At 62.9% G+C, this 23972-nt stretch carries 25 protein-coding genes and 2 pseudogenes; 24 read left to right on the plus strand and 3 right to left on the minus strand.

Annotated elements, in window-relative coordinates:
- Window positions 1–198 precede the first annotated feature (198 nt).
- From HNQ60_RS28115 to HNQ60_RS15205, 4 genes and pseudogenes are all read left to right on the plus strand, one after another.
- Window positions 199–981, plus strand: a pseudogene (locus tag HNQ60_RS28115) (DUF6607 family protein).
- 251 nt (window positions 982–1232) lie between these two features.
- On the plus strand, window positions 1233–1433 hold the full coding sequence (hemP, locus tag HNQ60_RS15195) for a hemin uptake protein HemP (protein ID WP_184333221.1): 201 nt from the start codon (window positions 1233–1235) through the stop codon (window positions 1431–1433).
- Window positions 1434–1543: 110 nt separating this feature from the next.
- Window positions 1544–1825, plus strand: a complete 282-nt coding sequence (locus tag HNQ60_RS15200) for a hypothetical protein (RefSeq protein WP_184333223.1) — start codon at window positions 1544–1546, stop codon at window positions 1823–1825.
- Between the two features lie 12 nt (window positions 1826–1837).
- Entirely contained in the window at window positions 1838–2140 is a 303-nt protein-coding gene (locus HNQ60_RS15205) for a hypothetical protein (protein ID WP_184333225.1), read from the plus strand.
- Here the strand turns inward: HNQ60_RS15205 and HNQ60_RS15210 are convergent, their stop codons facing one another.
- From HNQ60_RS15210 to flgA, 3 genes are all read right to left on the minus strand, one after another.
- The gene (locus HNQ60_RS15210) at window positions 2141–2626 is read right to left on the minus strand and encodes a flagella synthesis protein FlgN (RefSeq protein WP_184333227.1); all 486 of its coding nucleotides are present in this window, start codon (window positions 2624–2626) and stop codon (window positions 2141–2143) included.
- A 94-nt stretch (window positions 2627–2720) separates the two neighbouring features.
- Window positions 2721–3032 carry a flagellar biosynthesis anti-sigma factor FlgM gene (flgM, locus tag HNQ60_RS15215; protein WP_184333229.1) on the minus strand — a complete coding sequence of 104 codons (312 nt, stop codon included), beginning with the start codon at window positions 3030–3032 and terminating at the stop codon, window positions 2721–2723.
- A gap of 293 nt (window positions 3033–3325) precedes the next feature.
- Complete coding sequence (flgA, locus tag HNQ60_RS15220; RefSeq protein ID WP_184333231.1) at window positions 3326–4039, minus strand: flagellar basal body P-ring formation chaperone FlgA; 714 nt, start codon at window positions 4037–4039, stop codon at window positions 3326–3328.
- A 383-nt stretch (window positions 4040–4422) separates the two neighbouring features.
- Between flgA and flgB the strand changes: the two genes are divergently transcribed.
- The 20 genes and pseudogenes from flgB to fliE all read left to right on the plus strand — a co-directional run bounded on the left by flgB (window position 4423) and on the right by fliE (window position 23944).
- The gene (gene flgB / locus HNQ60_RS15225) at window positions 4423–4830 is read left to right on the plus strand and encodes a flagellar basal body rod protein FlgB (RefSeq protein ID WP_184333233.1); all 408 of its coding nucleotides are present in this window, start codon (window positions 4423–4425) and stop codon (window positions 4828–4830) included.
- A 13-nt stretch (window positions 4831–4843) separates the two neighbouring features.
- Complete coding sequence (gene flgC, locus HNQ60_RS15230) at window positions 4844–5257, plus strand: flagellar basal body rod protein FlgC (protein ID WP_184333235.1); 414 nt, start codon at window positions 4844–4846, stop codon at window positions 5255–5257.
- Between the two features lie 29 nt (window positions 5258–5286).
- Window positions 5287–5964, plus strand: a complete 678-nt coding sequence (locus tag HNQ60_RS15235) for a flagellar hook assembly protein FlgD (RefSeq protein WP_184333237.1) — start codon at window positions 5287–5289, stop codon at window positions 5962–5964.
- Between the two features lie 38 nt (window positions 5965–6002).
- On the plus strand, window positions 6003–7232 hold the full coding sequence (flgE, locus tag HNQ60_RS15240; RefSeq protein WP_184333239.1) for a flagellar hook protein FlgE: 1230 nt from the start codon (window positions 6003–6005) through the stop codon (window positions 7230–7232).
- Window positions 7233–7373: 141 nt separating this feature from the next.
- Window positions 7374–8111 (plus strand): flagellar basal-body rod protein FlgF, encoded by a 738-nt coding sequence (gene flgF / locus HNQ60_RS15245; RefSeq protein ID WP_184333242.1) that lies wholly within the window; start codon window positions 7374–7376, stop codon window positions 8109–8111.
- Between the two features lie 76 nt (window positions 8112–8187).
- Window positions 8188–8973, plus strand: coding sequence for a flagellar basal-body rod protein FlgG (gene flgG, locus HNQ60_RS15250; RefSeq protein ID WP_184333244.1), 786 nt, complete (start codon window positions 8188–8190; stop codon window positions 8971–8973).
- A gap of 53 nt (window positions 8974–9026) precedes the next feature.
- The gene (gene flgH, locus HNQ60_RS15255; RefSeq protein WP_184333246.1) at window positions 9027–9749 is read left to right on the plus strand and encodes a flagellar basal body L-ring protein FlgH; all 723 of its coding nucleotides are present in this window, start codon (window positions 9027–9029) and stop codon (window positions 9747–9749) included.
- A 53-nt stretch (window positions 9750–9802) separates the two neighbouring features.
- Window positions 9803–10897 carry a flagellar basal body P-ring protein FlgI gene (locus HNQ60_RS15260; protein WP_184333248.1) on the plus strand — a complete coding sequence of 365 codons (1095 nt, stop codon included), beginning with the start codon at window positions 9803–9805 and terminating at the stop codon, window positions 10895–10897.
- A 5-nt stretch (window positions 10898–10902) separates the two neighbouring features.
- Window positions 10903–11817: a flagellar assembly peptidoglycan hydrolase FlgJ gene (flgJ, locus tag HNQ60_RS15265; RefSeq protein WP_184333250.1), complete on the plus strand. Its 915-nt coding sequence runs from the start codon at window positions 10903–10905 to the stop codon at window positions 11815–11817.
- 150 nt (window positions 11818–11967) lie between these two features.
- A complete protein-coding gene (flgK, locus tag HNQ60_RS15270; RefSeq protein WP_184333252.1) occupies window positions 11968–13866 on the plus strand; it encodes a flagellar hook-associated protein FlgK in 1899 nt (632 codons plus the stop codon).
- A 14-nt stretch (window positions 13867–13880) separates the two neighbouring features.
- Window positions 13881–15092 carry a flagellar hook-associated protein FlgL gene (flgL, locus tag HNQ60_RS15275; protein WP_184333254.1) on the plus strand — a complete coding sequence of 404 codons (1212 nt, stop codon included), beginning with the start codon at window positions 13881–13883 and terminating at the stop codon, window positions 15090–15092.
- 297 nt (window positions 15093–15389) lie between these two features.
- Window positions 15390–16829 (plus strand): flagellin, encoded by a 1440-nt coding sequence (locus HNQ60_RS27915; RefSeq protein WP_184333256.1) that lies wholly within the window; start codon window positions 15390–15392, stop codon window positions 16827–16829.
- Between the two features lie 132 nt (window positions 16830–16961).
- Window positions 16962–17333, plus strand: coding sequence for a flagellar protein FlaG (locus HNQ60_RS15285; RefSeq protein WP_184333258.1), 372 nt, complete (start codon window positions 16962–16964; stop codon window positions 17331–17333).
- 13 nt (window positions 17334–17346) lie between these two features.
- Entirely contained in the window at window positions 17347–18741 is a 1395-nt protein-coding gene (gene fliD, locus HNQ60_RS15290; RefSeq protein WP_184333260.1) for a flagellar filament capping protein FliD, read from the plus strand.
- Window positions 18742–18930: 189 nt separating this feature from the next.
- Entirely contained in the window at window positions 18931–19347 is a 417-nt protein-coding gene (fliS, locus tag HNQ60_RS15295) for a flagellar export chaperone FliS (protein WP_184333262.1), read from the plus strand.
- On the plus strand, window positions 19344–19697 hold the full coding sequence (locus HNQ60_RS15300; protein WP_184333264.1) for a hypothetical protein: 354 nt from the start codon (window positions 19344–19346) through the stop codon (window positions 19695–19697). Before fliS ends, HNQ60_RS15300 begins: the two co-directional genes overlap by 4 nt.
- A gap of 16 nt (window positions 19698–19713) precedes the next feature.
- On the plus strand, window positions 19714–20280 hold the full coding sequence (locus tag HNQ60_RS15305; protein WP_184333266.1) for a PilZ domain-containing protein: 567 nt from the start codon (window positions 19714–19716) through the stop codon (window positions 20278–20280).
- Between the two features lie 454 nt (window positions 20281–20734).
- Entirely contained in the window at window positions 20735–22270 is a 1536-nt protein-coding gene (locus HNQ60_RS15310) for a sigma-54 interaction domain-containing protein (protein ID WP_246433589.1), read from the plus strand.
- 262 nt (window positions 22271–22532) lie between these two features.
- Window positions 22533–23531: pseudogene (locus HNQ60_RS15315) on the plus strand (sigma-54 interaction domain-containing protein); the annotation flags it as partial.
- A gap of 62 nt (window positions 23532–23593) precedes the next feature.
- Window positions 23594–23944: a flagellar hook-basal body complex protein FliE gene (gene fliE / locus HNQ60_RS15320; RefSeq protein WP_184333271.1), complete on the plus strand. Its 351-nt coding sequence runs from the start codon at window positions 23594–23596 to the stop codon at window positions 23942–23944.
- Window positions 23945–23972: the final 28 nt, after the last annotated feature.

A 23972-nucleotide genomic window follows, 5' to 3' on the forward strand; every position in this document is an offset into this window, starting at 1 on the left:
TCTTACGGCGGCAAGACGACAGGAGCAGCACCGCGCTACACCTTCTCGTGGCCGCTCGATGGCGCGACGCTGCAACCGCGAGGTGGGACGACGAAGGGCGCGCCGATCACGCTGGATGCGGAGCCTTCGAAGGAATGGAAGGCGCTGCAAGCGGCGGATATTGCAGCGTTCGAGCGCGATCGTCGCGCGATTCTCTCGATGGCAGGCACGTATCGCGTGACCTTCGACTTCCTTGAAGTCGTGCCGTACGCGAAGCAGGAGAAACCGAACGCGCCGTATCAATCGTGGGGTACCGAGAAGATCTATGTCGATGCGGATGACGGCAAGTTCGTCAGCCTCGTCCACATTCTGGAAATGCGCATCGTGCAGAAGGACGGCACGATCAGCGAGCCGATGGTGACGAAGCACTGGCGTCAGGACTGGCGTTACGAGCCGGAGTTCATCGTCGAGCACAAGGGCCGCGACCGATGGGATCGACGCACCCTCACGGCGGAAGAAAAGCGCAACGCCTGGACGCAGACGGTCTAGCAGGTCGACGAGTCGCCGCGCTACGCAAGCGCAGGACGCTGGCAGCATTCCGCGAGTTTCTCGACCTGGGTCAGCGGTGAAACGTGGCGGCCGCTGCCCCGGCGCGAATGGAGCGTTCGCGACGATTACCAGGTTCTCGTCGGTACGAACCGTCACACGATCGCGCCGACGGGTTGGGTGCAGGAAGAGAACAATCTCAAGACGGTGCTCACGAGCGAACGCTCGATCGATGCAGCAAAGCCGTACGTCGCTCGCGAATATGGTGTCGCTCGATACGAGCGCATCCGAGACGCGGACTTTGCGGCCGCCGATCGTTACTTCGAGCGAACGAAACTCTTGGGACCAGGTTCGCGACAGCTGGTCGCAGGTATTCGCATCGCAGGGGAGTGCGACGCTGAAAGGACCGGTCGACAAGCTCGGTCTCTTCAAGCCGCTGTTCGCGCGTGCGGATGAAATCGAGGCGCAGGGAAAGTCAGAGCCTGAAGCCAACGAGAAGATCATTCGCGAGGCGCTGGGCGAGATGGGCGTGAAAGTGAAGTAGGGCGCGGCACGGATCGCTGGCCGACGGTGCCACACATATATAAGTAGGACGGACTCCCGCGTTCGCGGGAGTGACGGGGCATAGCTCACCTGTCTGGCTCGCAGCTCACCGCTTCCCAGCTTTCCCCTTGCATTGTTATTGAGAAGCATTATCATTTGCATCCATGGACATACTCACAGCCAGACCCCCTATCCGCAATGCGGATATTTCATCGCCGGCTCCTGAGCTTGCTCGCGGGCCGGCGGTGCCTTGTATTCAGTCCAACACGCTGTTCGGGAGATCGCGTGAGATCCTCATCGAGCACGGCGGTTGTTACTACCGCCTGCGGCTCACGCACAGCAACAAGCTCATCCTGACCAAGTAGGTTTTCTTTCGTAGAGCCCGCCACCGCGCTGCCCGTTTCGGCGCCGCAGCCGCGAAGCCAGCTACCCATCCGCATCGCATCCGCGATGCGATCGCTCGAGGTAGCGGCCCATGTCTGTTCTCACTCTGATCGTCGTTTTCATCGCCAGCGCACTTGCGATCGCGATGGCCTATTCCAGTTTGCCTACGCAACGCTGGTGGCGTCGTCCTCTGGTTCGATTCCCCGCATGCACGACGGCAGTCCTCGCCTCGATTGTCGCGCTTCGAGGCTGGCTGGAAGTGCTGGGATTGCTTCAGGGCGGGCTTGCCTGGATGTCCACGCTCGCCGTCCCGCTTGTGGTGTTGTTCTTCGCCGATGCGCGCCACGCCGGCACGCAAGGCAGCCATCCCTAGAGAGGAGAGCCGATGCCCGCAGCGATTTCTCCGCGTTGCCTGACGCGAGTCATGATCGATGACGACTGCTCGGTCGAAGTAGCGCAACTGCAGCTCGTCATGCAGCGCATCCAATGCACGCTTCACGACATCCCGCCCAGTCAGCGCGAATACATTGCAAATGCTCTGTTGAATCTCGCGGTGTCACGAATGCTTCGCGAGACCGGCCACTCGCAGACCGCGAGTATCCTGCAGCGATTGGGGGACGTCGTCGGTACCGGCGGCGAGCAACCACCGCCGGAACGAGCCGTCGATCTGACGCGAATGAACGGCTGATCAGACTCGCGCAAGGACGCGATCGCTGCGTCCCGGTGACTCGTAAGCGCCGTTGCTGCCGTAGACCTTCACCTGGTTCGCGCGGCCGGTGATCACACCGAGCATTCCTTCGACGCGCTTCAGTCGCGCAGTGACGAGGGCTCCGTTGCGGTCATTGAGGCTGCGGCACTTCGTTGCCCGCTGGGAGCAGGCTATGCGGGACGCAGCAAGTTGCCGCGACGGATCGCACCACTGCAGCAGCTTTTCGAGGCCGGTAACGTCGGGGGAGACGTTCATCATGCGGCACAGCGAGCGCCGCTCGTCTTCGATGGCAATCAGGGCGGAAATGCAGCTCTGGCGTGCTTCGCCGGCCTTCTCGAGCTCTTCGACGTCATTCGCCGTCAGGAACTCATGTTCTTTTTCCAACAGGTCTTCGAGCCGTGTGAGAGTGGCGGCTTCTTCGACCAGCAAGCGTTCCAGGTGCTCGCGACAGATACGCGGATCCACGAATCGAGTCTCCTCGAGTTGACGTTGACTATCGACGGCGCGGCGTGAGCGTGGAGTGGGCTCGCGGCGTCGACGGTCATCCGTCAACGGCGAATCACTTCGCGCTCAGCTCCTGCTCCGTCCGCAGCAGCTTCTCGGCAATCCGTTCCGGATTGACCTGATAGCGTCCTTCTTCCAGCGCCAGGCGGATTTCCGCCACGCGCCCTTCGTTCACGACCGGCAGGCTCTGCACAGCCTGTTCGAGCGAGGCCAGCTGGCGGGCCTGGCCGGTGATCTTCACCGGGCTGCCCGAACCCACCTGTACCGACTCGGCCGGGGCCGACGACGCATCGCCAGTGCGGGACACCGACTTCTCGGTGCCGGTCTGCACGGGGCGATTCTGGTAGTCACTGATCTTGATGCTCACGTCCAACGCTCCTGTCACTCCACGAACCCTGTAGCGGCCGCAATTCTGAGAACTTTAGCAAGTTCTTCGGATGCGGCCTGATAGGGGCCTTAGGGCAAACTCGCAGCGGCGAGCCGACCGGGCAGAGAATAGGTTAAACGTAGGTGCGGCGGACACGATTCGCATCGCAGATTCACCAAGCCCAATCAGGGGCTTGTTCGTGAAGCAGTGCTCACAGACTCGCGCGTCGCGGGTTTTCCCTCTTAAGGGTTTGTCCTCCTGTCAGCGAATTGACAGTGCAGTTTCATGACATCTCAAAGATCGACCCGGACTGTGGATGCGTTTTCCACTACACCTTCGACAATCTTGCGGGACGTCACATTCTGTACGCGAATGCGTTCACGTTCGGTGCCGTCGGACAGCGCCTGACCTTGTGCGCGTATTTCGAACGGACCGCCCGAAGCGAGCAGGGTGACCTGCTGTCCACGACGCACGAGCACGTCGGGCACGAGCACGTCCGCAGTCAAAGGTGAGCCCGCCGGCAATGCACGCTTGAGCCGGCGACCCTGAAGGTTGCCCGTGTCGCTGATGAATCCGGATTCGGTGCCGGGCAGGCGACGCGTCTGCAGCTCGACGTCGGCCGTATCAACCGGGGAGCGACGGGGCAGGGCACGGCGAAGGACCAGGATCGGTGCTTCGATCTCGGTCGTGACAGGGACGTAGATCGTCCAGGGCGCCGGCGCGGCACAACGAACACCCACGGTGATCCTGGCGCTTGGCGACGAATTGTTCGGCAGCGAAGCTTCGAGAGGCGCCGAGCACTCGGCAAGCCGCAGCCGCGGATCCAGCCGCGCTGCCGTGACGAAATACTTTGCCTTGCTCGCAGGCAGCTGAGCACTCACCTGCTTCTCGGCGGCAGCCTGGATCGATTCGAGCGACTGCGTGTTCGCAAGGGCCGTGCCGCACGAGCTGGCGGCAAGCACTACGAGCAGTGAGCGCAGATAGAGAGTCACAACGGCATTCCTCATCGCCATCTCTTTGACGGCGAGTGAGATAAAGCAAAGGAAATGCCAGAAGCTCGCGATCCGGGTGCGCGGAACGGTCAAGCGGGCAGGGAAGCCGGTGCATCTGTGACGCAGGTCCGATCCTCGACACCAGTGCCGCTCGCGGCAATAGAGAAAGCGCGTGCCGGCTGATGCATCGCGTTCGATCTCGCTTCATCCGAAGGTAAGTCGGCGCAAGAGGAATTGCCGCCCGGCAATTCATTGCCGCAGCGAACGTGATCCCGGTCGCAGCTTCTTCATGCGCTGCTTCTCATTTCAGCGTAGTGCTTGCTGCAAAAGGCCTTTTTTCCAGGCTTGGCATGTCACTTGCTATATCCCCGGCAAGACAGTTTTCTGACGGAGCAGCGATGCCGGTCAATCTAGACAACTACCTCGGTGTGCACGCGCAGGCGCTCAAGTTGCGTTCGCAACGCACCGAAGTTCTGGCCGCGAACCTCGCGAATGCCGACACGCCGAACTATCAGGCGCGCGATCTCGACTTCAAGAGTGCGCTTGCTGCCGCAACGGGCAACAAGGGCAATGGTGTGCATCTCGAAACGACGAGCGCACGTCATATAGGTGCTGCTGGAGTTAACGGCACGGGCGGCGCTGAACTGAAGTACCGCACGCCGCTGGCGCCGGCACTGGACGGCAACACTGTGGACACGCAGCTGGAGCAGGCAGCGTTCGCCGAGAACTCGGTGCGCTACCAGGCGACGCTCACGTTCCTCAGTTCGAAGTTCCGTGGCCTGATGACTGCGATCACCGGTCAATAAGGAGCGCTGAACCATGAGCTCTTTCAAGATTTTCGATGTTGCCGGCAGCGGCATGAGCGCACAGTCGGTGCGCCTCAACACCACTGCGAGCAATCTCGCCAACGCCGACACTGTCAGCGGCGATCCGAACCAGGTCTACAAAGCGAAGCACCCGCTGTTCGAAGCGATCCGTGCCGGCATGGGCGCGAATGCAGCCACCAACGGCGTGAGCGTTCGCGGCATCGTCGAAGACCAGGCTGCGCCGACGGCGCGCTACGAGCCGGGCAATCCGCTCGCAGATGCGAACGGTTACGTCTACGGGCCCAACGTCAACACTGTCGAAGAGATGGTCGACATGATCTCCGCGTCGCGTTCGTACCAGAACAACGTCGAAGTCATGAACACGGCCAAGGACATGATGCTGGCCACGCTGAAGCTCGGCCAGTAACGCATCGCTGAACAGATTCCGGAGTCCCCATGTCAACGACCGATCCCATTGCCGCCCTCGCTTCCCAGACGCAGGCCGCGCTTGCTGCCGCACAGAAGCAGAAGTCGGCGAGCAGCCTCGGCATCGAGGATTTCCTCACGCTGATGACGACGCAGCTGAAGAACCAGGACCCGATGAAGCCGCTCGAGGGCACGGAGTTCGTGGCCCAGCTCGCGCAGTTCGGTGCCGTGTCGGGCATCCAGAACATGCAGACGTCCATCGAAAGCCTTTCGAATTCGCTGCGGTCCACACAGGTGCTGAACGGCACGACACTCGTCGGTCACGACGTGCTCGCGGCCGCCGACAGCTTCACGTTCACTCAGGGCGTGAACGTCAGCGGCGAGATCGACGTACCGAACGGCTCGTCGTCGCTGCAGATCCGCATCACCGACTCGACCGGGGCGCTGGTGCGGGAGATCAACGTCGTTCCGAAGGATGGCGTGAATGCATTCACCTGGGACGGCACGTACGCCAATGGCGCAGCCGCCGGTTCGGGCGAGTACGACATCGAAGCCATCGCAACGGTCGGCGGTGAACGCGGATCGCTCGAGGTGCTCATGGCCGGACGCGTTTCCAGCGTCACGATCGACAGCACGGGCACAGGCCTGACGCTCAATACCGGCGCGCTCGGCCCGCTTTCAATGAACAACATCCGTCGCGTGATGTAACGCGGCGCAGCCAGAAGAACCTTCAGGAGAACACATCCATGTCATTCGGTATCGCGCTCAGCGGTCTCAATGCGGCTCAGACGGACCTAAACGTCACGGCGAACAACATCGCCAACAGCGCCACCAACGGCTTCAAGCAGTCACGCTCGGAGTTCGCGGAGCTCTTCGCCGTGTCGCCGCAGGGCGTTTCGCGGAACCAGTTCGGCAACGGCGTGAAAGTCGCGGCAGTTTCGCAGCAGTTCACGCAGGGCAACATCAACACCACGAACAACAGCCTCGACCTCGCGATGAGCGGGCAGGGCTTCTTTGTGCTGAGCGATGCCGGTGCCACGGCGTATACCCGCGCCGGTGCGTTCCAGGTCGACAACGCAGGTTACGTGGTGAACAGCCAGAGCCAGCGCCTGCAGGTCTACCCGCCGTCGACGAACGGCACGTTCAACACCAGCACGACGGGTGATCTGCGTCTCGTGACGAGCGAAAGCCCGCCGCAGGCAACTTCGAACGTAGAGACCGTATTCAACCTGCCGGCGAACTCGACCCCGCCGACCACGACGCCGTTCGACCCCGCCGATCCGAACAGCTACAACGAAGCTCGCTCGGTCACGATCTATGACTCGCTCGGCGCTGCCCACACGGCCAGCCTGTACTGGACCAAGACGGCGAACCAGAACGAGTGGTCGATGAACGTTTACGTCGACGGCAACGCGGTCGGCGGTGCACAGACGCTGCAGTACTCGAACACGGGCGTGCTGACTTCACCGGTCAACGGCCAGATCGCGCTTCCGGCCTACGATGCGGCCGCAGGTCTCGCCACCGGCGCGGCGCCGATCCAGCTCACGTTCGACGTGGGTCGCTCGACGCAGTACGGCGATTCGTTCGGCATGACTTCCTCGACGCAGGACGGCTTCACCACGGGCCGTCTGATCGGCATCGACATCGACTCGACCGGCGTCGTGCAGGCCCGCTTCACGAACGGCCGCTCGACTTCGCTCGGTCAGGTCGTCGTTGCGAATTTCTCGAACCCGCAAGGCATGCAGCAGCTCGGTAACACGAACTGGTCGGAGACGAACGCATCCGGTCAGCCGCTGTACGGTCAGGCCGGCGGCTCGGGCTACGGCCTGATCCAGTCGGGCGCCCTCGAAGCCTCGAACGTCGACATCACTGCTCAGCTCGTCAACATGATCACGGCACAGCGCAACTTCCAGGCGAACGCGCAGATGATCCAGACGGCGGACCAGGTGACGCAGACGATCATCAACATTCGATAGCCGAAGCGGTTAGCGGTTAGCGGTTAGTGAATAGTCAGAATCAGGAGGTATGGGAGTGATTGCAGGAATGGGTGTGGAGCAGGCGAGTCGATCCGGCTCTGACTATCCGCCATCCGCTATCCGCTAGTCACCTCTTCCTTTATGGATCGTTTCCTCTACATCGCAATGTCCGGCGCCAAGGAAACCTTGCGCGCGCAGACGTCGAACAACCACAACCTCGCGAATGCGAGCACGACGGGTTTTCGGGCGAATCTCGATGCATTCCAGAGCCGCGCCGTTGCGGGCTCGGGTTATGCATCGCGTGTGTACGCGACCGATGCAACAGTGGGTTGGGATCAGACTCAAGGTGCGCTGCAGGCGACTGGTCGCGATCTCGACGTCGGCATTCAGGGCGAGGGATGGCTCGCGGTGCAGGGCAGCGATGGCCGCGAAGCCTACACCCGCGCCGGCGACCTGCGTATCGATGCGAACGGCATGCTCATGACAGGTGCAGGTCACTACGTCATGGGTGATGCGGGTCCGGTCGCTGTGCCGCCGAACTCGTCGGTGATGATCGGTGCGGACGGTACGGTTTCGATCGTGCCGATCGGCTCCGGTCCCGAGACGACGTCGATGGTCGGCCGCATCAAGCTCGTGAATCCGCCGGCGGAAACGATGGTGCGCAGCGAGGACGGCCTGTTCCGTACCAACGACGGCGCCGATGCCCCGGCTGATGCAAACGTTCGCGTCGCATCAGGCGTGCTCGAGTCGAGCAACGTCAACGTCGCGAACGCGATGGTCAAGATGATCGAGCTGTCGCGTCAGTTCGATCTGCAAGTGAAGGCGATGAGAACGGCCGAGGAGAACGCGACGAGCTCGGCCCAGCTGTTGCGAGGCTGATCATGTCGCTCACCCTTCCATTTCTGGCTCATAGCTCGCAGCTCACCGCTCGCAGCTCTTCCTACGGAGTCTCACCATGAATCCCGCCCTTTGGGCCGCCAAGACCGGACTCGATGCGCAGCAGACGCGCATGGCTGTCACGTCGAACAACCTGGCCAACGTGGGCACGACCGGCTTCAAGAAGGGCCGCGCCGTGTTCGAAGACCTGCTGTACCAGAACGTGCGCCAGGTCGGTGCCGCGACTTCGCAGGACACCACCGCGCCGACAGGTCTGTCGCTCGGCACCGGCGTTCGCGTCGTTGCAACGGAGAAGACCTTCACGCAGGGCAATCTCTCGCAGACGGGCAACTCGCTCGATGTGGCGATCAGCGGTCGCGGCTTCTTCCAGGTGCTCATGCCGGACGGCACGATGGGTTACACGCGCGATGGCAGCTTCAAAGTCAGCGCGCAGGGTGAGCTCGTCACCGCGAGCGGCTACGCAGTGCAGCCGGGTATCACGCTTCCCGATGGCGCGCAAAGCGTCACGATCGGCAAAGACGGCGTGATCTCTGTGCAGGTCGCAGGGCAGCCCGCACCGACGCAGGTTGGTTCGCTGCAGCTGTTCGATTTCATCAACCCCGCCGGCCTTCAGCCGCGTGGCGAAAACATGTACGTCGAGACGGCAGCCAGCGGCACCGCTCAGTCGGGCACGCCCGGCCTGAACGGCCTCGGCCTGGTGGAGCAGGGCATGCTCGAATCGTCGAACGTGAACGTCGTCGAAGAGCTCGTGGCGATGATCGAAACGCAGCGCGCCTACGAGATGAATTCGAAGGCGATCTCGACGACGGATCAGATGCTGGAATACATCACCAACCAGCTTTGAAGAAGCGGTTAGCGGTTAGCGGTTAGTGGCGGATCAAGAGTCGGAATACAGACATGAGTGTTAAGCAGAAGATCGGGTCGAGGACGGCGAGGCGCGGCCTGCCGCTATCGACCATCCGGCATCTGATTCTCGTGGCCGGTGCGTGCGCACTGAGCGCCTGCGTCAGTGCGCCGCCGGAGCCTGACTACAAAGCCACGTGGCCGGAGCCGCCGCCTTCCGCTACAGCGGGCAATGGCGCCATCTTCCAGGCAGGACACGATGTCGCACTGTTCGAGAACTCCGTGGCGCGTCGTGTGGGCGACACTCTGACGATTCGTCTGAACGAAAGCACGAACGCGTCGAAGAGCTCCAGCACTTCGACGAAGAAGTCGAGCTCCGCAACGTTGCCGGGGCCGACGGTCGCCGGTCGTCCGGTCACCGTGAACGGCGTTCCGGTGCTCGAGATGGGCATGGATAACGAGACTGAATTTGACGGTCAGGGCGACAGCCGGCAGAGCAATCGCCTGCAGGGCGATCTTTCCGTGACGGTTGCGCAGCGTCTGCCGAACGGCAACTTGCTGGTTCGCGGTCAGAAGTGGATCGCCATCAACCAGGGCCAGGAGTACGTGCGGATCCAGGGTATCGTCCGGCCGATCGACATCGATCCGGACAACTCGATCTCTTCGCTGAAGGTTGCGGATGCGCAGATCTCCTACGGCGCGAAGGGCGCGCTCGCGGATGCGAACAAGCCGGGGTTGCTGGCCCGGTTCTTCAACGCGCCGTGGATGCCGTTTTGAGACAGAAGCGGTTGGCGGTTGGCGGTTAGGACGAACGAAGGATGACGAGGATCATGAAATACATAGCTCTTGTGCTGCTTGCATTGGCGGCTGTGCCGGCATCGGCCGAGCGCGTGAAGGATCTGGCTTCTGTCTCCGGTGTTCGCGGCAACCAGCTCGTCGGCTACGGCCTCGTCGTTGGCCTCGATGGTACTGGTGACCAGACGAGCCAGGCGCCGTTCACGATCCAGAGCATCCGCAACATGCTCGCGAAATTCGGCGTGACGATTCCCGCGAACGTGAATCCGCAGCTCAAGAACGTCGCTGCTGTCACCGTGTATGCCGATCTGCCCGCATTTGCCAAGCCCGGCCAAACGATCGACGTCACCGTGAACTCGATCGGCAACGCAACGAGCCTGCGCGGCGGCAGTCTTCTGATGACGCCTCTGCGCGGTATCGATGGCGAGGTGTACGGCATCGCGCAGGGCAGCCTGGTGGTGAGCGGCTTCGGTGCTGCAGGCAAGGATGGTTCGCGCATCGCCGTCAACACGCCAAGTTCCGGCCGCGTTCCGAACGGTGCAAGCGTCGAGCGTGCTGTTCCGACCAATTTTGCGACTGAGCCGTTCATCGTGCTCAATCTGAATACGCCGGACTTCACGACGGCATCGCGCCTGACGGATGGCATCAACAACATCTTCGGCGCGGATACCGCGCGTGCGATGGATGCAGTTTCGGTGCGTGTGCAGGCGCCGATCGATGCCAGCCAGCGCATTGCATATCTCTCAGCACTCGAAGCGATCGAGATCGAGCCGGGCGATGCGCCCGCCCGCGTGATAGTGAACTCGCGCACTGGAACGGTCGTCATCGGATCGGCTGTGCGCGTCAAGCCGGCAGCTGTGGCTCACGGATCGCTCTCCGTCACGATCACCGAACGCAACGATGTGAGTCAGCCGAACGCACTGTCGAACGGCGAAACGGTCGTCACGCCGCGCTCGGACATCAAGGTCGATCAGCCGGAAGCACGCATGTTTGTGTTCAACGCCGGCGTGAATCTCGACGAGATCGTGCGCGCGGTGAACCAGGTCGGCGCCGCTCCCGGCGATCTCGTGGCGATCCTCGAAGCCTTGAAAGAGGCCGGGGCGCTGCGCGCTGAGCTGATCGTGATCTGATCACCATGACTTCCGCACCTACCAACGTCTCCTTCTTCGCCGACCCGAAAGCGCTCTCATCGCTGAAGAGCGATGCACGCGCGCAGGATCCGGGAGCACTCAAGGAAGTCGCGAAGCAGTTCGAGAGTCTGTTCACGCAGATGCTCCTAAAGAGCATGCGCGAAGCGAACCGCAGCCTGAGCAACGGCGACACGCTGTTCGGGAGCGACCAGGCGGACTTCTATCAGGACATGTTCGATCAGCAGATCGCGGTCCACTTGTCGAAAGGCGAGGGACTGGGACTGGCGGATATGTTGGTGAGGCAGCTTGCCGGTGGAGCGGCGAGCGGCGAGCAGCGAGCGGTGAGCCAGAAGACGGAAAGCGCAGGCTCGAACGGCGCTACAGAAGCTGCAGGCCCGTCTCCGGTCGCCACTTCCAAGGCAGATTTCATTCGCCGCATGTTGCCGCACGCTCAAGAGGCAGCGCGCGAACTCGGCGTCGACCCGCAGGCCTTGCTCGCGCAGGCCGCGCTGGAAACCGGTTGGGGCAAGTCAGTCCCGTGCAACGCAGCAGGCGATTGCAGCTACAACCTGTTCGGCATCAAGGCGGGCAGCAGCTGGTCGGGCGCGACAGTGAATGTACCCACTCTCGAGTTCGAGGACGGCGTCGCGGTGCGCAAGGTCGATCGCTTCCGTGCCTACGAGTCGCCCGCCGACAGCTTCAAGGACTATGCCCGTCTGATCCGCAACAACCCGCGGTACGAAGCGGCACTGAACGCTGGCACGGACGTCGCTGGATTCGCTTCGGCCTTGCAGCAGGGAGGCTATGCGACCGATCCGAACTACGCGAACAAGATCACTGCCGTCGCTCGCGAGGTTCAGTCGATGACAGGACTCAAGTTCGATCGCACACGGCCGATCTCCACTGGCGGAGAAGCGTGATGAAGGAGCAGAAGCGGTTAGCGGTTAGCGGTTGGCGGTTAGCAAGAAGGCTATTCGTCAGCGCGTCGCAGTTCCGCCCGCGCGAAGCGCGGTCTCTTCCGTTCTGGCCAACCGCTAACCGCCAACCGCTAACCGCTTCGGGCAATCAAAATGGCTGATCTTCTTTCTACAAGCGTGTCGGGCCTGATGGCGTTCCAGCGTGCGCTGGACACCACTAGCCACAACATCACGAACGCCAACACCATCGGCTACAGCCGGCAGGTGGCGGAGTTCATGACGCGCAACCCGCAGCAGGCGGGTAACGGCTGGATCGGCAACGGCGTCGACGTCTCCACGATCAAGCGTCAGTACGACGACTTTCTGGCGGGACAGAGCCGCACTGCGTCGAGCTCCTACAACCAGTTCAATACGTATGCGACCCAGGCTGGCCGTGTCAGCAACCTGCTGGGCAACACGTCGACCGGTCTGACGGCGTCGCTGCAGAAGTTCATCAATGCTTTCCAGGCGGTGGCGGACACGCCCACCTCGACTCCGGCCCGGCAGACACTGCTGAGCGAAGCGAACACGCTGATGCAGCGCCTGCAGAGCTATGACGAGAGCCTTCGCGGTTTCGATTCGCAGGTGAATGCGCAGATCGCGACAGAAGCGGACTCCATCACCTCGATCGCGCGCAGCCTGGCCAAGCTCAACCAGGACATCGTCGGCGCCTACGGCCGCAGCGGCCAGCCGCCCAACGATCTGCTGGACCAGCGCGATCGCCTGATCGACGAGCTGTCGACTCACGTCAACGTGAACGTGGTCGCGCAGAACGACGGCGCACTCAACGTATTCATCGGCAACGGCCAGCCGCTGGTCGTCGGTCAGACCGCCGGTCAGGTCGTTGCGACGCAGGATGCCTTCGATCCCACGCGCAGCACGCTGTCGTTCAGGACGGCCACTTCGACGATCGACATCACCAAGAGCCTGAGCGGCGGCACGCTCGGCGGCATGCTCGAGTTCCGCTCGCAGATGCTCGATCCCGCGCGCAATTCGCTGGGGCGACTTGCGGCAGGCCTCACGGAGATCGTGAACGAGCAGCACAACGCCGGCATGGACCTGAACGGTCAGCTGGGCGGTGATTTCTTCGAAGTCGGCGGCGCCCGCGTCATGTCGGCGTCGACCAATGGCGGTACCGGATCGGTTTCAGCGACGCGTATCGACGGTGCCGCCGGATCGCTGACGACCTCCGACTACCTCATGGTCAACACTGCCGGCGGATGGCAGTTGCGCAGAGCCGATACGGGCGCGACCGTGCCGATGACGGGCACGGGCACAGCCGGCGATCCGTTCGTCGCGGACGGCATGGAAATCGTAGTGACGCCGGGCGCGGCAGTCGGCGATCGCTTCATGATCAAACCGACGTCCGAAGCCGTCGCTGGCCTGGGCGTACTCATCACGAATCCGTCGGAAGTCGCGGCGGCGGCGCCGATCGTCTCTTCGGCAGGTGCGAACAACACCGGCAGCGCGACGATCACTGCGGGCGAAGTCATCAATGCGACCAACGCGCAGTTGCGCTCGCCCGTCACGATTACATTCACCAGCGCCACGCAGTACACGGTGAGCGGCGATCCGACCGTCTACACGTACACGCCGGGCGGCAACATCGACGTGAACGGCTGGCGCGTACAGATCAACGGGACGCCGGCCGTCGGCGATACGTTCTCAATGCAGGACAACGTCGGCGGCGCCGGCGACAACCGCAATGCGCTGAAGCTCGCGTCCATCCTGAATCAACCGACGCTCAACAACGGCACGACGTCATTGAGCGCGGCAGTCGGCGAGTTCGTTGGCGACATCGGCGTGAAGACGAATCAGGCGCAGGTCAGCGCCTCGGCACAGAAGGTGGTGTACGACGAGAGCGTCGATTCGCTGCAGTCGGTGGCGGGCGTGAACCTGGACGAGGAGGCCGCGAATCTCGTGCGCTACCAGCAGGCCTACATGGCCGCGGCGCAGATGATTCGTGTCGCCGACACGATCTTCCAGTCCGTCCTCCAGGCGACCAGGGGCTAACGGGGTGAATTGATATGCGTCTCTCCACACAGTCCTACTACCAGCGTTCGATCGCCGCCATGCTGGATCAGCAGTCGGCGCTGTCGAAGATCCAGAACCAGGTTGCCAGCGGCAAGAAGGTGACGTCGCCCGCGGACGATCCCATCGCGGCCGTGCACATCATGGAGCTCGAGCGGAGCAAACAGGAGTACGGCCAGTACGACAAGAACAGCGCATTGGCGCGCAATCGCCTGTCGCTGGAAGAGAGCGCCCTGGCGGATGCGGGAACCGTGCTCACGCGAGTACGCGAGCTGATTCTGCAGGCATCAAATACAGGCACGCTGACCGACGAGGATCGCGAATCGATCGCCGTCGAATTGCAGAGCCGACTGGAGCAGATGCAGGACATCGCCAATCGCAAGGACGGCAATGGCGAGTACATGTTCAGCGGATTCTCCACGCTCACTCAGCCTTTCGCGGGCGCGACCAGCGGCAACGTCGTGTACGCCGGCGATCAGGGCTCGCGCCTGTTGCAGGTCGGACCGACGCAGCGCATCGCGGACAGCCATTCCGGATTCGATGTGTTCATGAACATCACGGAAGGCAACGGCACCTTTTATACGCAGGCGACGGCGACCAACACCGGTAACGGATCGATCAGCGTCGGCTCGGTTGCGAACCCGGCCGCATGGGTGCGTGACAACTACACGCTGACGTTCACGAGCGCAACGACGTGGGAAGTGACGGATACGGCCACTCCGACGCCGAACGTCGTCAGCAGCGGTACATATACATCCGGCGACGCCATCGCGTTCAACGGTGCGCAGGTCGTCATCAAGGGAAACCCGGCGGCCGGGGATTCCTTCTCGATCAACCAGGCTCAGAGCGAAAGCGTGTTCGACTCGATCGATCGCGTGGTGCAGGCGCTGCGTACGCCCTCGGAAACGCCGGCTGCCACCGCTCAGTTGACTTCGACGCTCGAGCGTTCCCTGCAGCAGGTCGACCAGGCGTCCGATCACATGCTGGGCGTACGCGGGCAGGTGGGTGCACGACTGTCGTCCCTCGATGTTGCGGACGCGTCGCGCGAAGACATCAACGTGGATATCGCGACCTCGCTCTCGGATCTCCAGGACCTGGACTACGCCGAAGCCATTGCGCGCATGCAGCAGCAGATGGTGGGCCTGCAGGCGGCGCAGCTGTCGTATTCGCAGATATCGCAGCTTTCGCTGTTCAACTATCTGAAATGAAGCGGTTAGCGGTTGGCGGTTAGTCGAAAACCCTAAGAGGCAGATCGTCTGGCGCGGTCAGTGGCCAGCGTCTGCCGTGCCTCCCTCTGAACTAACCGCCAACCGCCAACCGCTAACCGCTTCTGTCCGTGACCCAGTCCACAGTTCACAACGAACCCCCTTGTCCCTCTCAAGTTCGCCCGGAACGCACCGATACAGCCCTTGAACCAGCAATCCGGCGCACATCACGCCGCCAGTGCTGACATTAGAGCCTCGGACGGGCGTCCGGGGCACAGGTAGAAACCAGGAGTTAGTTTCATGGCACTTGTCATCAACACGAACGTGATGTCGCTGAATGCTCAACGCAACCTCACGACATCGGGCAACCAGCTCGCGACGTCCCTGCAGCGTCTGTCTTCCGGTCTGCGCATCAACAGCGCGAAGGATGACGCCGCCGGTCTCGCGATTTCCGAGCGTATGACCACGCAGATCACGGGCCTCAACATGGCTGCCCGTAATGCGAACGACGGCATTTCGCTGGCGCAGACCACTGAAGGCGCGCTGCAGGAAGTGACCAGCAACCTTCAGCGTATCCGCGAACTGGCCGTGCAGTCGGCCAACGCGACGAACAGCGACAGCGACCGCGCTGCCCTGAACGCCGAAGTGTCGCAGCGTATTGCTGAAATCGACCGTATCGCCAGCCAGACGTCGTTCAACGGCCGCAAGGTCCTCGACGGCTCGTTCGGCAGCGCGACCTTCCAGGTCGGCGCGAACGTCGGTGAGACGATCGGCATCTCCCTCAACACCAGCATGAAGACTTCGGCCGTCGGTGCCGTTGCTCAGGCTGAGTCGATCTCGACGAGCGGCGCTTTCGAAGCCGTGTACATCGAAGACGGCGACCTGACGATCGACTACGGCGCGGGTTCGGCTGTGAACGTTGCCGCTGGCACGTACACCAGCGCGACGCAGCTCGCCCAGGCGATCAACGCGGCAGCGACCACCAGCAACGCCGGCGTTGCAGTGAACGTTGCTTCGATCAACGGCAGCGGCGAAATCGTCCTCACGGGCGGCGCAACGGCTGCTGACACGGTCACCGCGGCTGGCACGGCTTCCACGCTCCTCGGTCTCGCGAACGCCGCAGGCAGCGGCGCCACGGGCACCAGCACGGCGGTGGCGAACTCGTTCAACGGCATGACGCTCGCTGCAACCGAATTCACGGTTCAGGTTGGCGACGGCACGGCTGTCGACCTCGCCGGCACGTACGCAACGACTCAGGACTTCGTCGACAAGCTGAACAGCGTGTCGGGCGTGACTGCGTCGCTCACGGAAGATGGCACGATCAGCATCTCCTCGACCGACAACCTGACGTTCTCGGGTGCGGTTGCTACGGGCAACACGGCTCGCCAGTTCGACTTCAACACGACCACGTACGTCCCGGCCGGTAACCTGGAAAGCGTGAACGTGTCGAGCGCGGACGAAGCGAACGACGCCATCCTGCGTGTCGACGCCGCTCTGACTTCGGTCAGCGCGCTGCGCAGCGACCTGGGTGCTATCCAGAACCGCTTCCAGTCGACCATCAACAACCTGCAGACGGTGTCGGAGAACCTCTCGGCTTCCCGCAGCCGTATTCAGGACACGGACTTCGCGGCTGAAACGGCTGCTCTGACCCGCGCTCAGATCCTGCAGCAGGCAGGTACGGCGATGGTCGCGCAGGCGAACTCGGCTCCGCAGAACGTGCTGAGCCTGCTCCGTGGTTAATCCACGGTGATGTGAGACGACGATGACCCAACGCCCTAGGGCGAACAGGTCCGCAGCAGGCGGTGAGGGGCGCAAGCCTCTCACTGCCTGCTGCTTTTTCGTTGTTTTACCTCGTCGAGGAGGGCTGTTGTCATGAGAACCGATGCACCGACACCTGTAGCGACTTCACCTGCGAGGAACGGCGCGAGCCCCGCACAGTCGGCCGCTGGCGCGAAAGTTGCTGAGGAATCCCAGGTTGCCGCTGCCGCCGAAAAAATGACGCAGCAGCCGGCACAGGATGTGAACACAGCGGTGCGGGCAGCAGCGCAACAGATCGATTCGTATTTGAAGAGCGTCGGCCGGCAGGTTGAATTCCGGGTCGACGATGACACGGGAACGACGGTAGTCACCGTACGCGAAACCGCGACGGGCGAAGTGATCCGGCAGATCCCCAACGAGGAAGTGCTGCAGCTCGCGCGGCGCTTCGAAGCCAGTTCGGGCGCGTTGCTCGACCTGGTCGTCTGACGAGGAGTAGACAATGGCAACGGTAGGTGCAGTCGGCGGTTCGCAGATCGATGTGCAGGGACTCGTGTCCCAGCTCGTGGCGGCTGAACGAGCCCGACCCGAAGCCCAGATCGAACGCGACACGGGTCGCGTCACCACCCAGATTTCAGCGCTCGGCCAGCTCATGGGCTCGCTGGCGACCTTTCGCTCTTCACTGTCGTCGCTGCAGACGGTCGGTACGTTCAGTACGCGGGCCGTGAAGAGCACCAACGAAGACGTGATCACAGCAAGCGTCGGCGGCGGCGCCGTGCCAGGCAGCTACGACATCGATGTGGAATCGGTGGCGCAGGCTCACCAGATTTCCTCGAATCCCTTCGCCGGCGGCGGCACTACCGTCGTCGGGACCGGCTCGCTGACGCTCTCCATGGGCGGCAAGAGCTTCACGGTCGCGATCGAGGACGGCAAAGCGACGCTTGCGGACATCCGCAACAAGATCAACTCGGCGAACGACAATGTCGGCGTCCGTGCAACCCTGGTCCAGGGCACGACGGGCACGCGTCTGGTGCTGTCGTCGTCGACGACCGGCGCAGCGAACACGATCGAAGTGACGCAGTCCGGCGGCAATGGCGGTCTGGCCCAGCTGACCTACGGCACCGGGAACACCGCGAACTACACGCAGGTCAAGGAAGCCCAGGACGCGGTGATCTACATCGCGGGCGAGAAGATGACCAGCGCGAGCAACACGATCGACAGCGCGATCGACGGCCTGACGCTGACGGTCAAGAGGCCGACGACGGAGGAGAGCGGTCCGGCGACGTTGAACGTCACGTACGACAGCTCCGCCGTCACGACGCGCGTCAAGAGCTTCGTCACGGCCTATAACGCGCTCGTTTCGCAGATTGCGAAGCTGCGCAGCTATGATCCCGCGACCGAGACGGCCGGTCCGATGCTCGGCGACTCGCTGCTCACCAGCATCGAAAGCGAGCTGCGCCGGACCGTCAGCGGCGTGGTGCCCGGCCAGGCGAAGGGATTCGAAACCCTGGCGGCCATCGGCATCACGACTCAGCTCGACGGCTCGCTCGGCATCGACGACGCCAAGCTGCAGAAGGCGCTGGGCAGCAACTTCGAATCCGTCGGCAAGCTGTTCGGCTCCGAGGACGGCATTGCCCGCAAGCTCTTTGCCCAGATCGATGGGCGACTGAAGACGGGCGGTGCACTCGATACGCGCAACAAGACACTCACCGACCAGCAGCGCGCCATCGAGAAGCGCAAAGACGATCTCGACGTGCGCATGGCCGCGGTCGCTCAGAACTACTTGCAGCAGTTCACGCGCCTCGACACGCTGCTGTCGCAGCTCCAGGTCACCTCGAGCTACCTGACGCAGCAGATCGAGTCGCTGGGGAATCTGAACAAGGCATCTTCGAGATAGCCAGATAGCCAGCTAGCCGGCTAGCCAGCTAGCTATTGGCCAGAGAACCCGTTGGGAGGGGACGCTCCCTTCTCGCTTTTTTCTGGCTAGCAGGCTAGCGGGCTAGCTGGCTAGCAAGCTTTCTTAGCTCAAGGTTCGGCCCGGAAGGCCGATGACTCTCGTAGAAGGATTCTGCGGAGCACTCATCAAATGAACGCGTATGCGCGCACATCGAACCTGGCTGCCTACCAGAGCGCTGCTGCTCATGGGGGCGTGGCTGCGTCCGATCCGCATCGCCTGATCGTCATGCTCATGGACGGCGCACTGGAGCGTATTGCGACGGCGCGTGGCTGCATGCAGCGCGGCGAGACGGCCGAGAAGGCACGGCTCCTCAATCGCTCCGTTCAGATCGTCGCTGAATTGCGCGGCAGCCTGGATCTGTCCGCGGGCGGCCAGATCGCCGCCAACCTCAGCGAGCTCTACGACTACATGAGCCGTCGCCTGCTCTCGGCGCTCGCCAACAACCAGGTCGAGCTGCTGGACGAAGTGAGCAAGCTCCTGAACGACATTCGCAGCGCGTGGGTCGCGATCCCCGCGCAGGCGCAGAAGCGTCCGGGGACCCCATGACCTCAGCAATCGCAGACAGCGTGCTCGCGGTGACTCACAAGCTCGTGCATCAGGCGATGCATGGGCAGTGGACGGAAGTCCCGAAGACCGTCGAGGAGCGCCGTGTGCTGCTCGACCGGCTCAGCGCCAGCGCGTCGCCGTCGGACCAGCAATGGCTAGGTGCTTTGCGCCAGGCGATGGCTGAATCCGATGCCGCCGTGGCCAAGATCGCCGCAGCGGATGCGCCCGAAGTCGGGCTGGTGTCCGGGCCGAAGGAAGGCGTCCATCCCGCCGATCCGGCGTCCGTCGCCAACAGCGCGTCCGCCAACAGCGTGGACACGACGCTCGATATGATCCTGAAGAGCAGGTAACTCCAGGGGAAGGGTCATGTACGAGGGACTGGATACCATCGTTCTCTACGAAGAGCTGGCCTACGAAGACGTAGTGCCGGTCGCGTGGCGTTCGCTGCCGGAACCCTTCAATCCGGCTGTCGTCGGCAGCTATGCCGATCGCAACCTGCGTGCTTTGCAGGCCCTGGCCGCGCTCGAAGAGCACGGACAGGTCGAGAAGCCGGACGATTCGCCTCATGCCGCGGACATTGCGCGGCTGGACCTGAAGGTCAACCTGCTGCTCGACATGGTCGGGCAGCTCCTGGTCGCCAGCCATCCGCGGCCGCGTACCACGTCGATCCGCTTCAACGCCCTGGGCGCCGTGTGGGAAGGGAACCCGCCGATACCCGTGCTCGGCAACCAGGGGGTCCTCGAGGTCTATCTGCGCGATTGCATCGCCGAACCGCTGCGCCTCGTCGGACGCATCGCGTCGATTTCGCCGGAAGGTCGCATCAAGGCGCGCTTCATTCCTCCCGGCGAGCACATCGCCGACCTGCTCGAGAAGCTCGCCTTCCGCAAACATCGCCGCCAGGTCGCGGGCGCGAAGCAACCGAAGAAATTGTGATGCGCTCGTGAGGGTCGACGTCGCTGTCGGCCAAGTGTCATACACGCTCACGCTGCTTTTCGGATGCTCGTCGCGTCGTCGCTGCGTCACCGAATCATTTCGCGATCGCGAAATTTTGCGCACACACAGTTGCAGCAGAAACTTTTCGCATCATCGATGCGTGACGCGTCGCACGCGATGTACGCACAACCTCTCACGCACATCTAATCCGTTCCCTGATGCATGCGCCAAATAATTGGCAGCAGTTCACGTGCGCAATTTGTTCAGGGATACCCTGATAGTCCGAACTCGCGGCACGATCACAATCACTCGCAAGTCGCATAACAACGACGAGTTTCTGACGCGAAGGAATCGCTCGCATGAGCACGCAGCACTCGCTGCGGTGATTACCTCAAGCGACTGCGAAAGCGTCAGGGAATTGCTGAGTGAGGCTCGGACGAGCCGGGGAAGCGGAATGAATTTGAACGATACGGCAAGAATGAGAGTGACCGGCCTGCAGCGCGCTGTCGTCTATGACTGCGACGTCGAGCGGGCCGAGCAGGTCGCCGCCGTTCTGAAGTTTCTCGATCTCGAACCCCTGCTGATCGACCACGCCGCGCTGATGCGCGCGATGATCCAGTCGCCGAACACGCCGCCGGCGCTGCTCGTCGGCGATGTGGGGGACTCTCCGGACTGGCGCGAACTCGGCGCCGCACTCCGCGAACAACTCGGCGACGTGCCGGTCGTTGCCTACGGCTCGGCCGCCGCAGCCGACCAGCTCATTCAGGCCGTCGGCGCCGCCCGCGTCATCCGCCTGCCGTTCCCCTTCAAATATCAGAGCCTCGCCAAGGTGCTGCACGTGCCGGCGCAGGCTGCTCTCGAAGAAGCCGGCCAGGTCGTCATGCCGACCGGCCACTCGGAAGCGATCAAGGAAGTCAGCCGCCTGATCCGTCAGGTGGCGGCCCACGATTCGAGCGTCCTGATCCTCGGCGAGTCCGGCACCGGCAAGGAACTGGCGGCACGCGCCATTCACGACGCCAGCCCGCGTCGCCAGCGGCCGTTCGTCGCGATCAACTGCGGCGCGATTCCTTCCGAACTGCTCGAGAGCGAACTGTTCGGTCACGAGAAGGGTTCGTTCACCGGTGCGGTCACCGCCCGCAAGGGTCGGTTCGAGATCGCCGAAGGCGGCACGCTGTTCCTCGATGAGATCGGCGACATGAGCCTGCCGATGCAGGTGAAGCTGCTCCGCGTCCTTCAGGAGCGGGTGTTCGAGCGGGTTGGCAATCACGCGCCGATCCGTTGCAACGTACGCATCATCGCGGCCACGCACCGCAATCTCGAAGAGTCGATCGCTCGCGGCATGTTCCGCGAGGACCTCTTCTATCGCCTGAACGTATTCCCCATCGAAATGCCGGCCCTGCGCGAGCGCGTGCAGGACATCCCGCTGCTGATCCGCGATTTCGCGGCTCGCAATGTGACCGAAGGGCGCAGCCGCATAGAGCTGACCACCCGCACCCTCGAAGCGCTCAATCGGCACCCCTGGCCAGGCAACGTGCGCGAGCTCGGCAACCTGATCGAGCGGCTCTCGATCCTCTGCCCGAACCGCAAGGTCGATCTCACTGATCTGCCGCTCAAGTACCGCCCGGCCGGCGTCGTCGAGGATCTGATGAGCAGGGTCGACGAGGATGCGCTGCAAGCCGCTTCGCTGCCGCCGCTGCCCGAAGAGCTCGAAGAGAACGAGCTGGCCGAATTCGCGATGGACGATCGCGAAGCGTTCTCGATGCTGACCGAACCCGTCTCCCATGAAACCCTGGCGGAACTGCCGGCTGAAGGCCTCGACCTGCGCGATCACCTCTTCGAGATCGAGCGCACGCTGATCCGTCAGGCCCTTACGCGCGCCGGCGGCACCGTTGCGCATGCAGCGCGGCTGCTCAAGCTGCGTCGCACGACGCTCGTGGAAAAGCTCCGCAAATTCGAAATGCTGAACGAAGCGGCAGCGACAGAAGTTTGACGGCGGCACGGCCAAAGGTTGCCGCAGGGGACACGGATCACACGGCAGGAGGCTGCCACCTGTGACCGGGTCCACAGGATCGAGTGCCAGGTGAGGTCGGGAGGGGCACTGGAACAGAACTTGCTCCTTCAGTGCCGCAATGAACGCCAACGCATACAGAGAGGACATGGGTAACGGGGCCTGGGGCTCGGGTCAGAGCGACTCAGCTTCCGTTCCTGCCCATGTCCCGAGCCCCGACCCCCGCGTCCCCCCTGTGGATTTCGTCGCGGTCGCCCCCGAATCCCTGAGGCTCGCTACGCTTGCTCGCCGGGTCGCGGCCAGCGACTGCACCGTGCTGATCGCCGGCGAATCAGGCACCGGCAAGGAAGTCCTCGCCCGGTTCATTCATCGCAGCTCGCCGCGTGCAAGTCATCCGTTCATCGCGGTCAATTGTGCGGCGATCCCCGAGAACATGCTCGAAGCGATGCTGTTCGGCCATGAGCGCGGTGCCTTCACCGGCGCGCACGCAAGCCACGTCGGCAAGTTCGAGCAGGCGCAGAACGGCACGCTGCTTCTCGATGAAGTCACCGAGATGCCGCTGGGGCTGCAGGCAAAGCTGCTGCGCGTCCTGCAGGAACGTGAAGTGGAGCGGATCGGTGGTCGAGCGGCAGTCGCGCTCAATGTCCGCGTGCTGGCAACCACGAATCGCAACCTTCGCGCCGAAGTGACCGCCGGTCGTTTCCGCGAAGACCTTTACTACCGCCTGAATGTATTCCCTCTCTCGACGTCGCCGCTGCGCGATCGTCGTGACGACGTGCTGCCGCTCGCCATGCGGTTGCTGACCTCGCGCTGCCGCGCGGGCGAGCGCATCCCGGCGCTGAGCGCAGACGCTGCTCACCTGCTGCTCACGTACGGTTGGCCGGGCAACGTGCGCGAGCTCGACAACGTGATGCAGCGGGCCCTGATTCTCTGCAATGGCGCAGTGATCGAAGCCGAGCACGTGCATCTGGAAGGCGCCGCAGGTTTGTGGGATCCGCCTCCGGCGCAGCGAGTCGAGGCGGTGATGCCCGAGAGTGTTCCGATGTCGGCGGCTGCGATCGCGGCACGCGCGGCGTCCAGCGCGCTCTCTCAGTCGCTGTCGGTCGCCGAGCGCGATCTGATTCTTGATGCGCTGCGCCTGGACAACGGTAATCGCCAGGCCGTCGCGAAGCGTCTCGGTATCAGCGCCCGCACGCTGCGCTACAAGCTCGCGAAGCTGCGCGAGTCAGGAGTCGAAGTATGAGCAAGGAGAGAAGCGGTTAGCGGTTGGCGGTTGGCGGTTAGCAAGAGAGATAGAGCGCAATCATGTCGTCTTTACAGATCGATGCAGTGCTTTCGCAGATCCGCGCCATGCAATCGCAGGTCCGCGGAGTCGGTGAACAGATGCCGCAAGGCCCGCAGGCCCTTGCCGGCGTACAGGACAAGGCAAACGCGCCTTCATTCTCGAACGTGCTGAAGCAGGGCCTCGATTCGGTGAACCAGGCCCAGCAGAAGGCGACGTCGCTGTCGACGCAGTTCGAACAGGGCGTGCCGGGCATCGAACTGCCCCAGGTGATGCTCGAGATGCAGAAGGCGAGCGTCTCGTTCCGGGCACTCACGGAAGTGCGGAACAAGATGGTCAGTGCGTATCAGGAAATCATGAACATGCCTATCTGAAGGAAGCGGATAGCGGATAGCGGATAGT

The sequence above is a fragment of the Povalibacter uvarum genome (assembly GCF_014202975.1).
GTDB classification, from domain to species: Bacteria; Pseudomonadota; Gammaproteobacteria; order Steroidobacterales; family Steroidobacteraceae; genus Steroidobacter; species Steroidobacter uvarum.

Bases quoted from the DNA above. Each gene is read 5' to 3' on its own strand.
- flgE (WP_184333239.1), top strand. From the start codon at position 6,003: ATGTCATTCGGTATCGCGCTCAGCGGTCTCAATGCGGCTCAGACGGAC.
- HNQ60_RS15205 (WP_184333225.1), top strand. From the start codon at position 1,838: ATGCCCGCAGCGATTTCTCCGCGTTGCCTGACGCGAGTCATGATCGAT.
- HNQ60_RS15285 (WP_184333258.1), top strand. From the start codon at position 16,962: ATGAGAACCGATGCACCGACACCTGTAGCGACTTCACCTGCGAGGAAC.
- flgL (WP_184333254.1), top strand. From the start codon at position 13,881: ATGCGTCTCTCCACACAGTCCTACTACCAGCGTTCGATCGCCGCCATG.
- HNQ60_RS15300 (WP_184333264.1), top strand. From the start codon at position 19,344: ATGACCTCAGCAATCGCAGACAGCGTGCTCGCGGTGACTCACAAGCTC.
- flgB (WP_184333233.1), top strand. From the start codon at position 4,423: ATGCCGGTCAATCTAGACAACTACCTCGGTGTGCACGCGCAGGCGCTC.
- HNQ60_RS27915 (WP_184333256.1), top strand. From the start codon at position 15,390: ATGGCACTTGTCATCAACACGAACGTGATGTCGCTGAATGCTCAACGC.
- flgA (WP_184333231.1), bottom strand. From the start codon at position 4,039: ATGAGGAATGCCGTTGTGACTCTCTATCTGCGCTCACTGCTCGTAGTG.
- HNQ60_RS15235 (WP_184333237.1), top strand. From the start codon at position 5,287: ATGTCAACGACCGATCCCATTGCCGCCCTCGCTTCCCAGACGCAGGCC.
- HNQ60_RS15200 (WP_184333223.1), top strand. From the start codon at position 1,544: ATGTCTGTTCTCACTCTGATCGTCGTTTTCATCGCCAGCGCACTTGCG.
- flgG (WP_184333244.1), top strand. From the start codon at position 8,188: ATGAATCCCGCCCTTTGGGCCGCCAAGACCGGACTCGATGCGCAGCAG.
- HNQ60_RS15305 (WP_184333266.1), top strand. From the start codon at position 19,714: ATGTACGAGGGACTGGATACCATCGTTCTCTACGAAGAGCTGGCCTAC.
- flgH (WP_184333246.1), top strand. From the start codon at position 9,027: ATGAGTGTTAAGCAGAAGATCGGGTCGAGGACGGCGAGGCGCGGCCTG.
- flgJ (WP_184333250.1), top strand. From the start codon at position 10,903: ATGACTTCCGCACCTACCAACGTCTCCTTCTTCGCCGACCCGAAAGCG.
- flgC (WP_184333235.1), top strand. From the start codon at position 4,844: ATGAGCTCTTTCAAGATTTTCGATGTTGCCGGCAGCGGCATGAGCGCA.
- HNQ60_RS15310 (WP_246433589.1), top strand. From the start codon at position 20,735: ATGAATTTGAACGATACGGCAAGAATGAGAGTGACCGGCCTGCAGCGC.
- hemP (WP_184333221.1), top strand. From the start codon at position 1,233: ATGGACATACTCACAGCCAGACCCCCTATCCGCAATGCGGATATTTCA.
- flgK (WP_184333252.1), top strand. From the start codon at position 11,968: ATGGCTGATCTTCTTTCTACAAGCGTGTCGGGCCTGATGGCGTTCCAG.
- fliE (WP_184333271.1), top strand. From the start codon at position 23,594: ATGTCGTCTTTACAGATCGATGCAGTGCTTTCGCAGATCCGCGCCATG.
- fliD (WP_184333260.1), top strand. From the start codon at position 17,347: ATGGCAACGGTAGGTGCAGTCGGCGGTTCGCAGATCGATGTGCAGGGA.
- HNQ60_RS15260 (WP_184333248.1), top strand. From the start codon at position 9,803: ATGAAATACATAGCTCTTGTGCTGCTTGCATTGGCGGCTGTGCCGGCA.
- fliS (WP_184333262.1), top strand. From the start codon at position 18,931: ATGAACGCGTATGCGCGCACATCGAACCTGGCTGCCTACCAGAGCGCT.
- flgF (WP_184333242.1), top strand. From the start codon at position 7,374: ATGGATCGTTTCCTCTACATCGCAATGTCCGGCGCCAAGGAAACCTTG.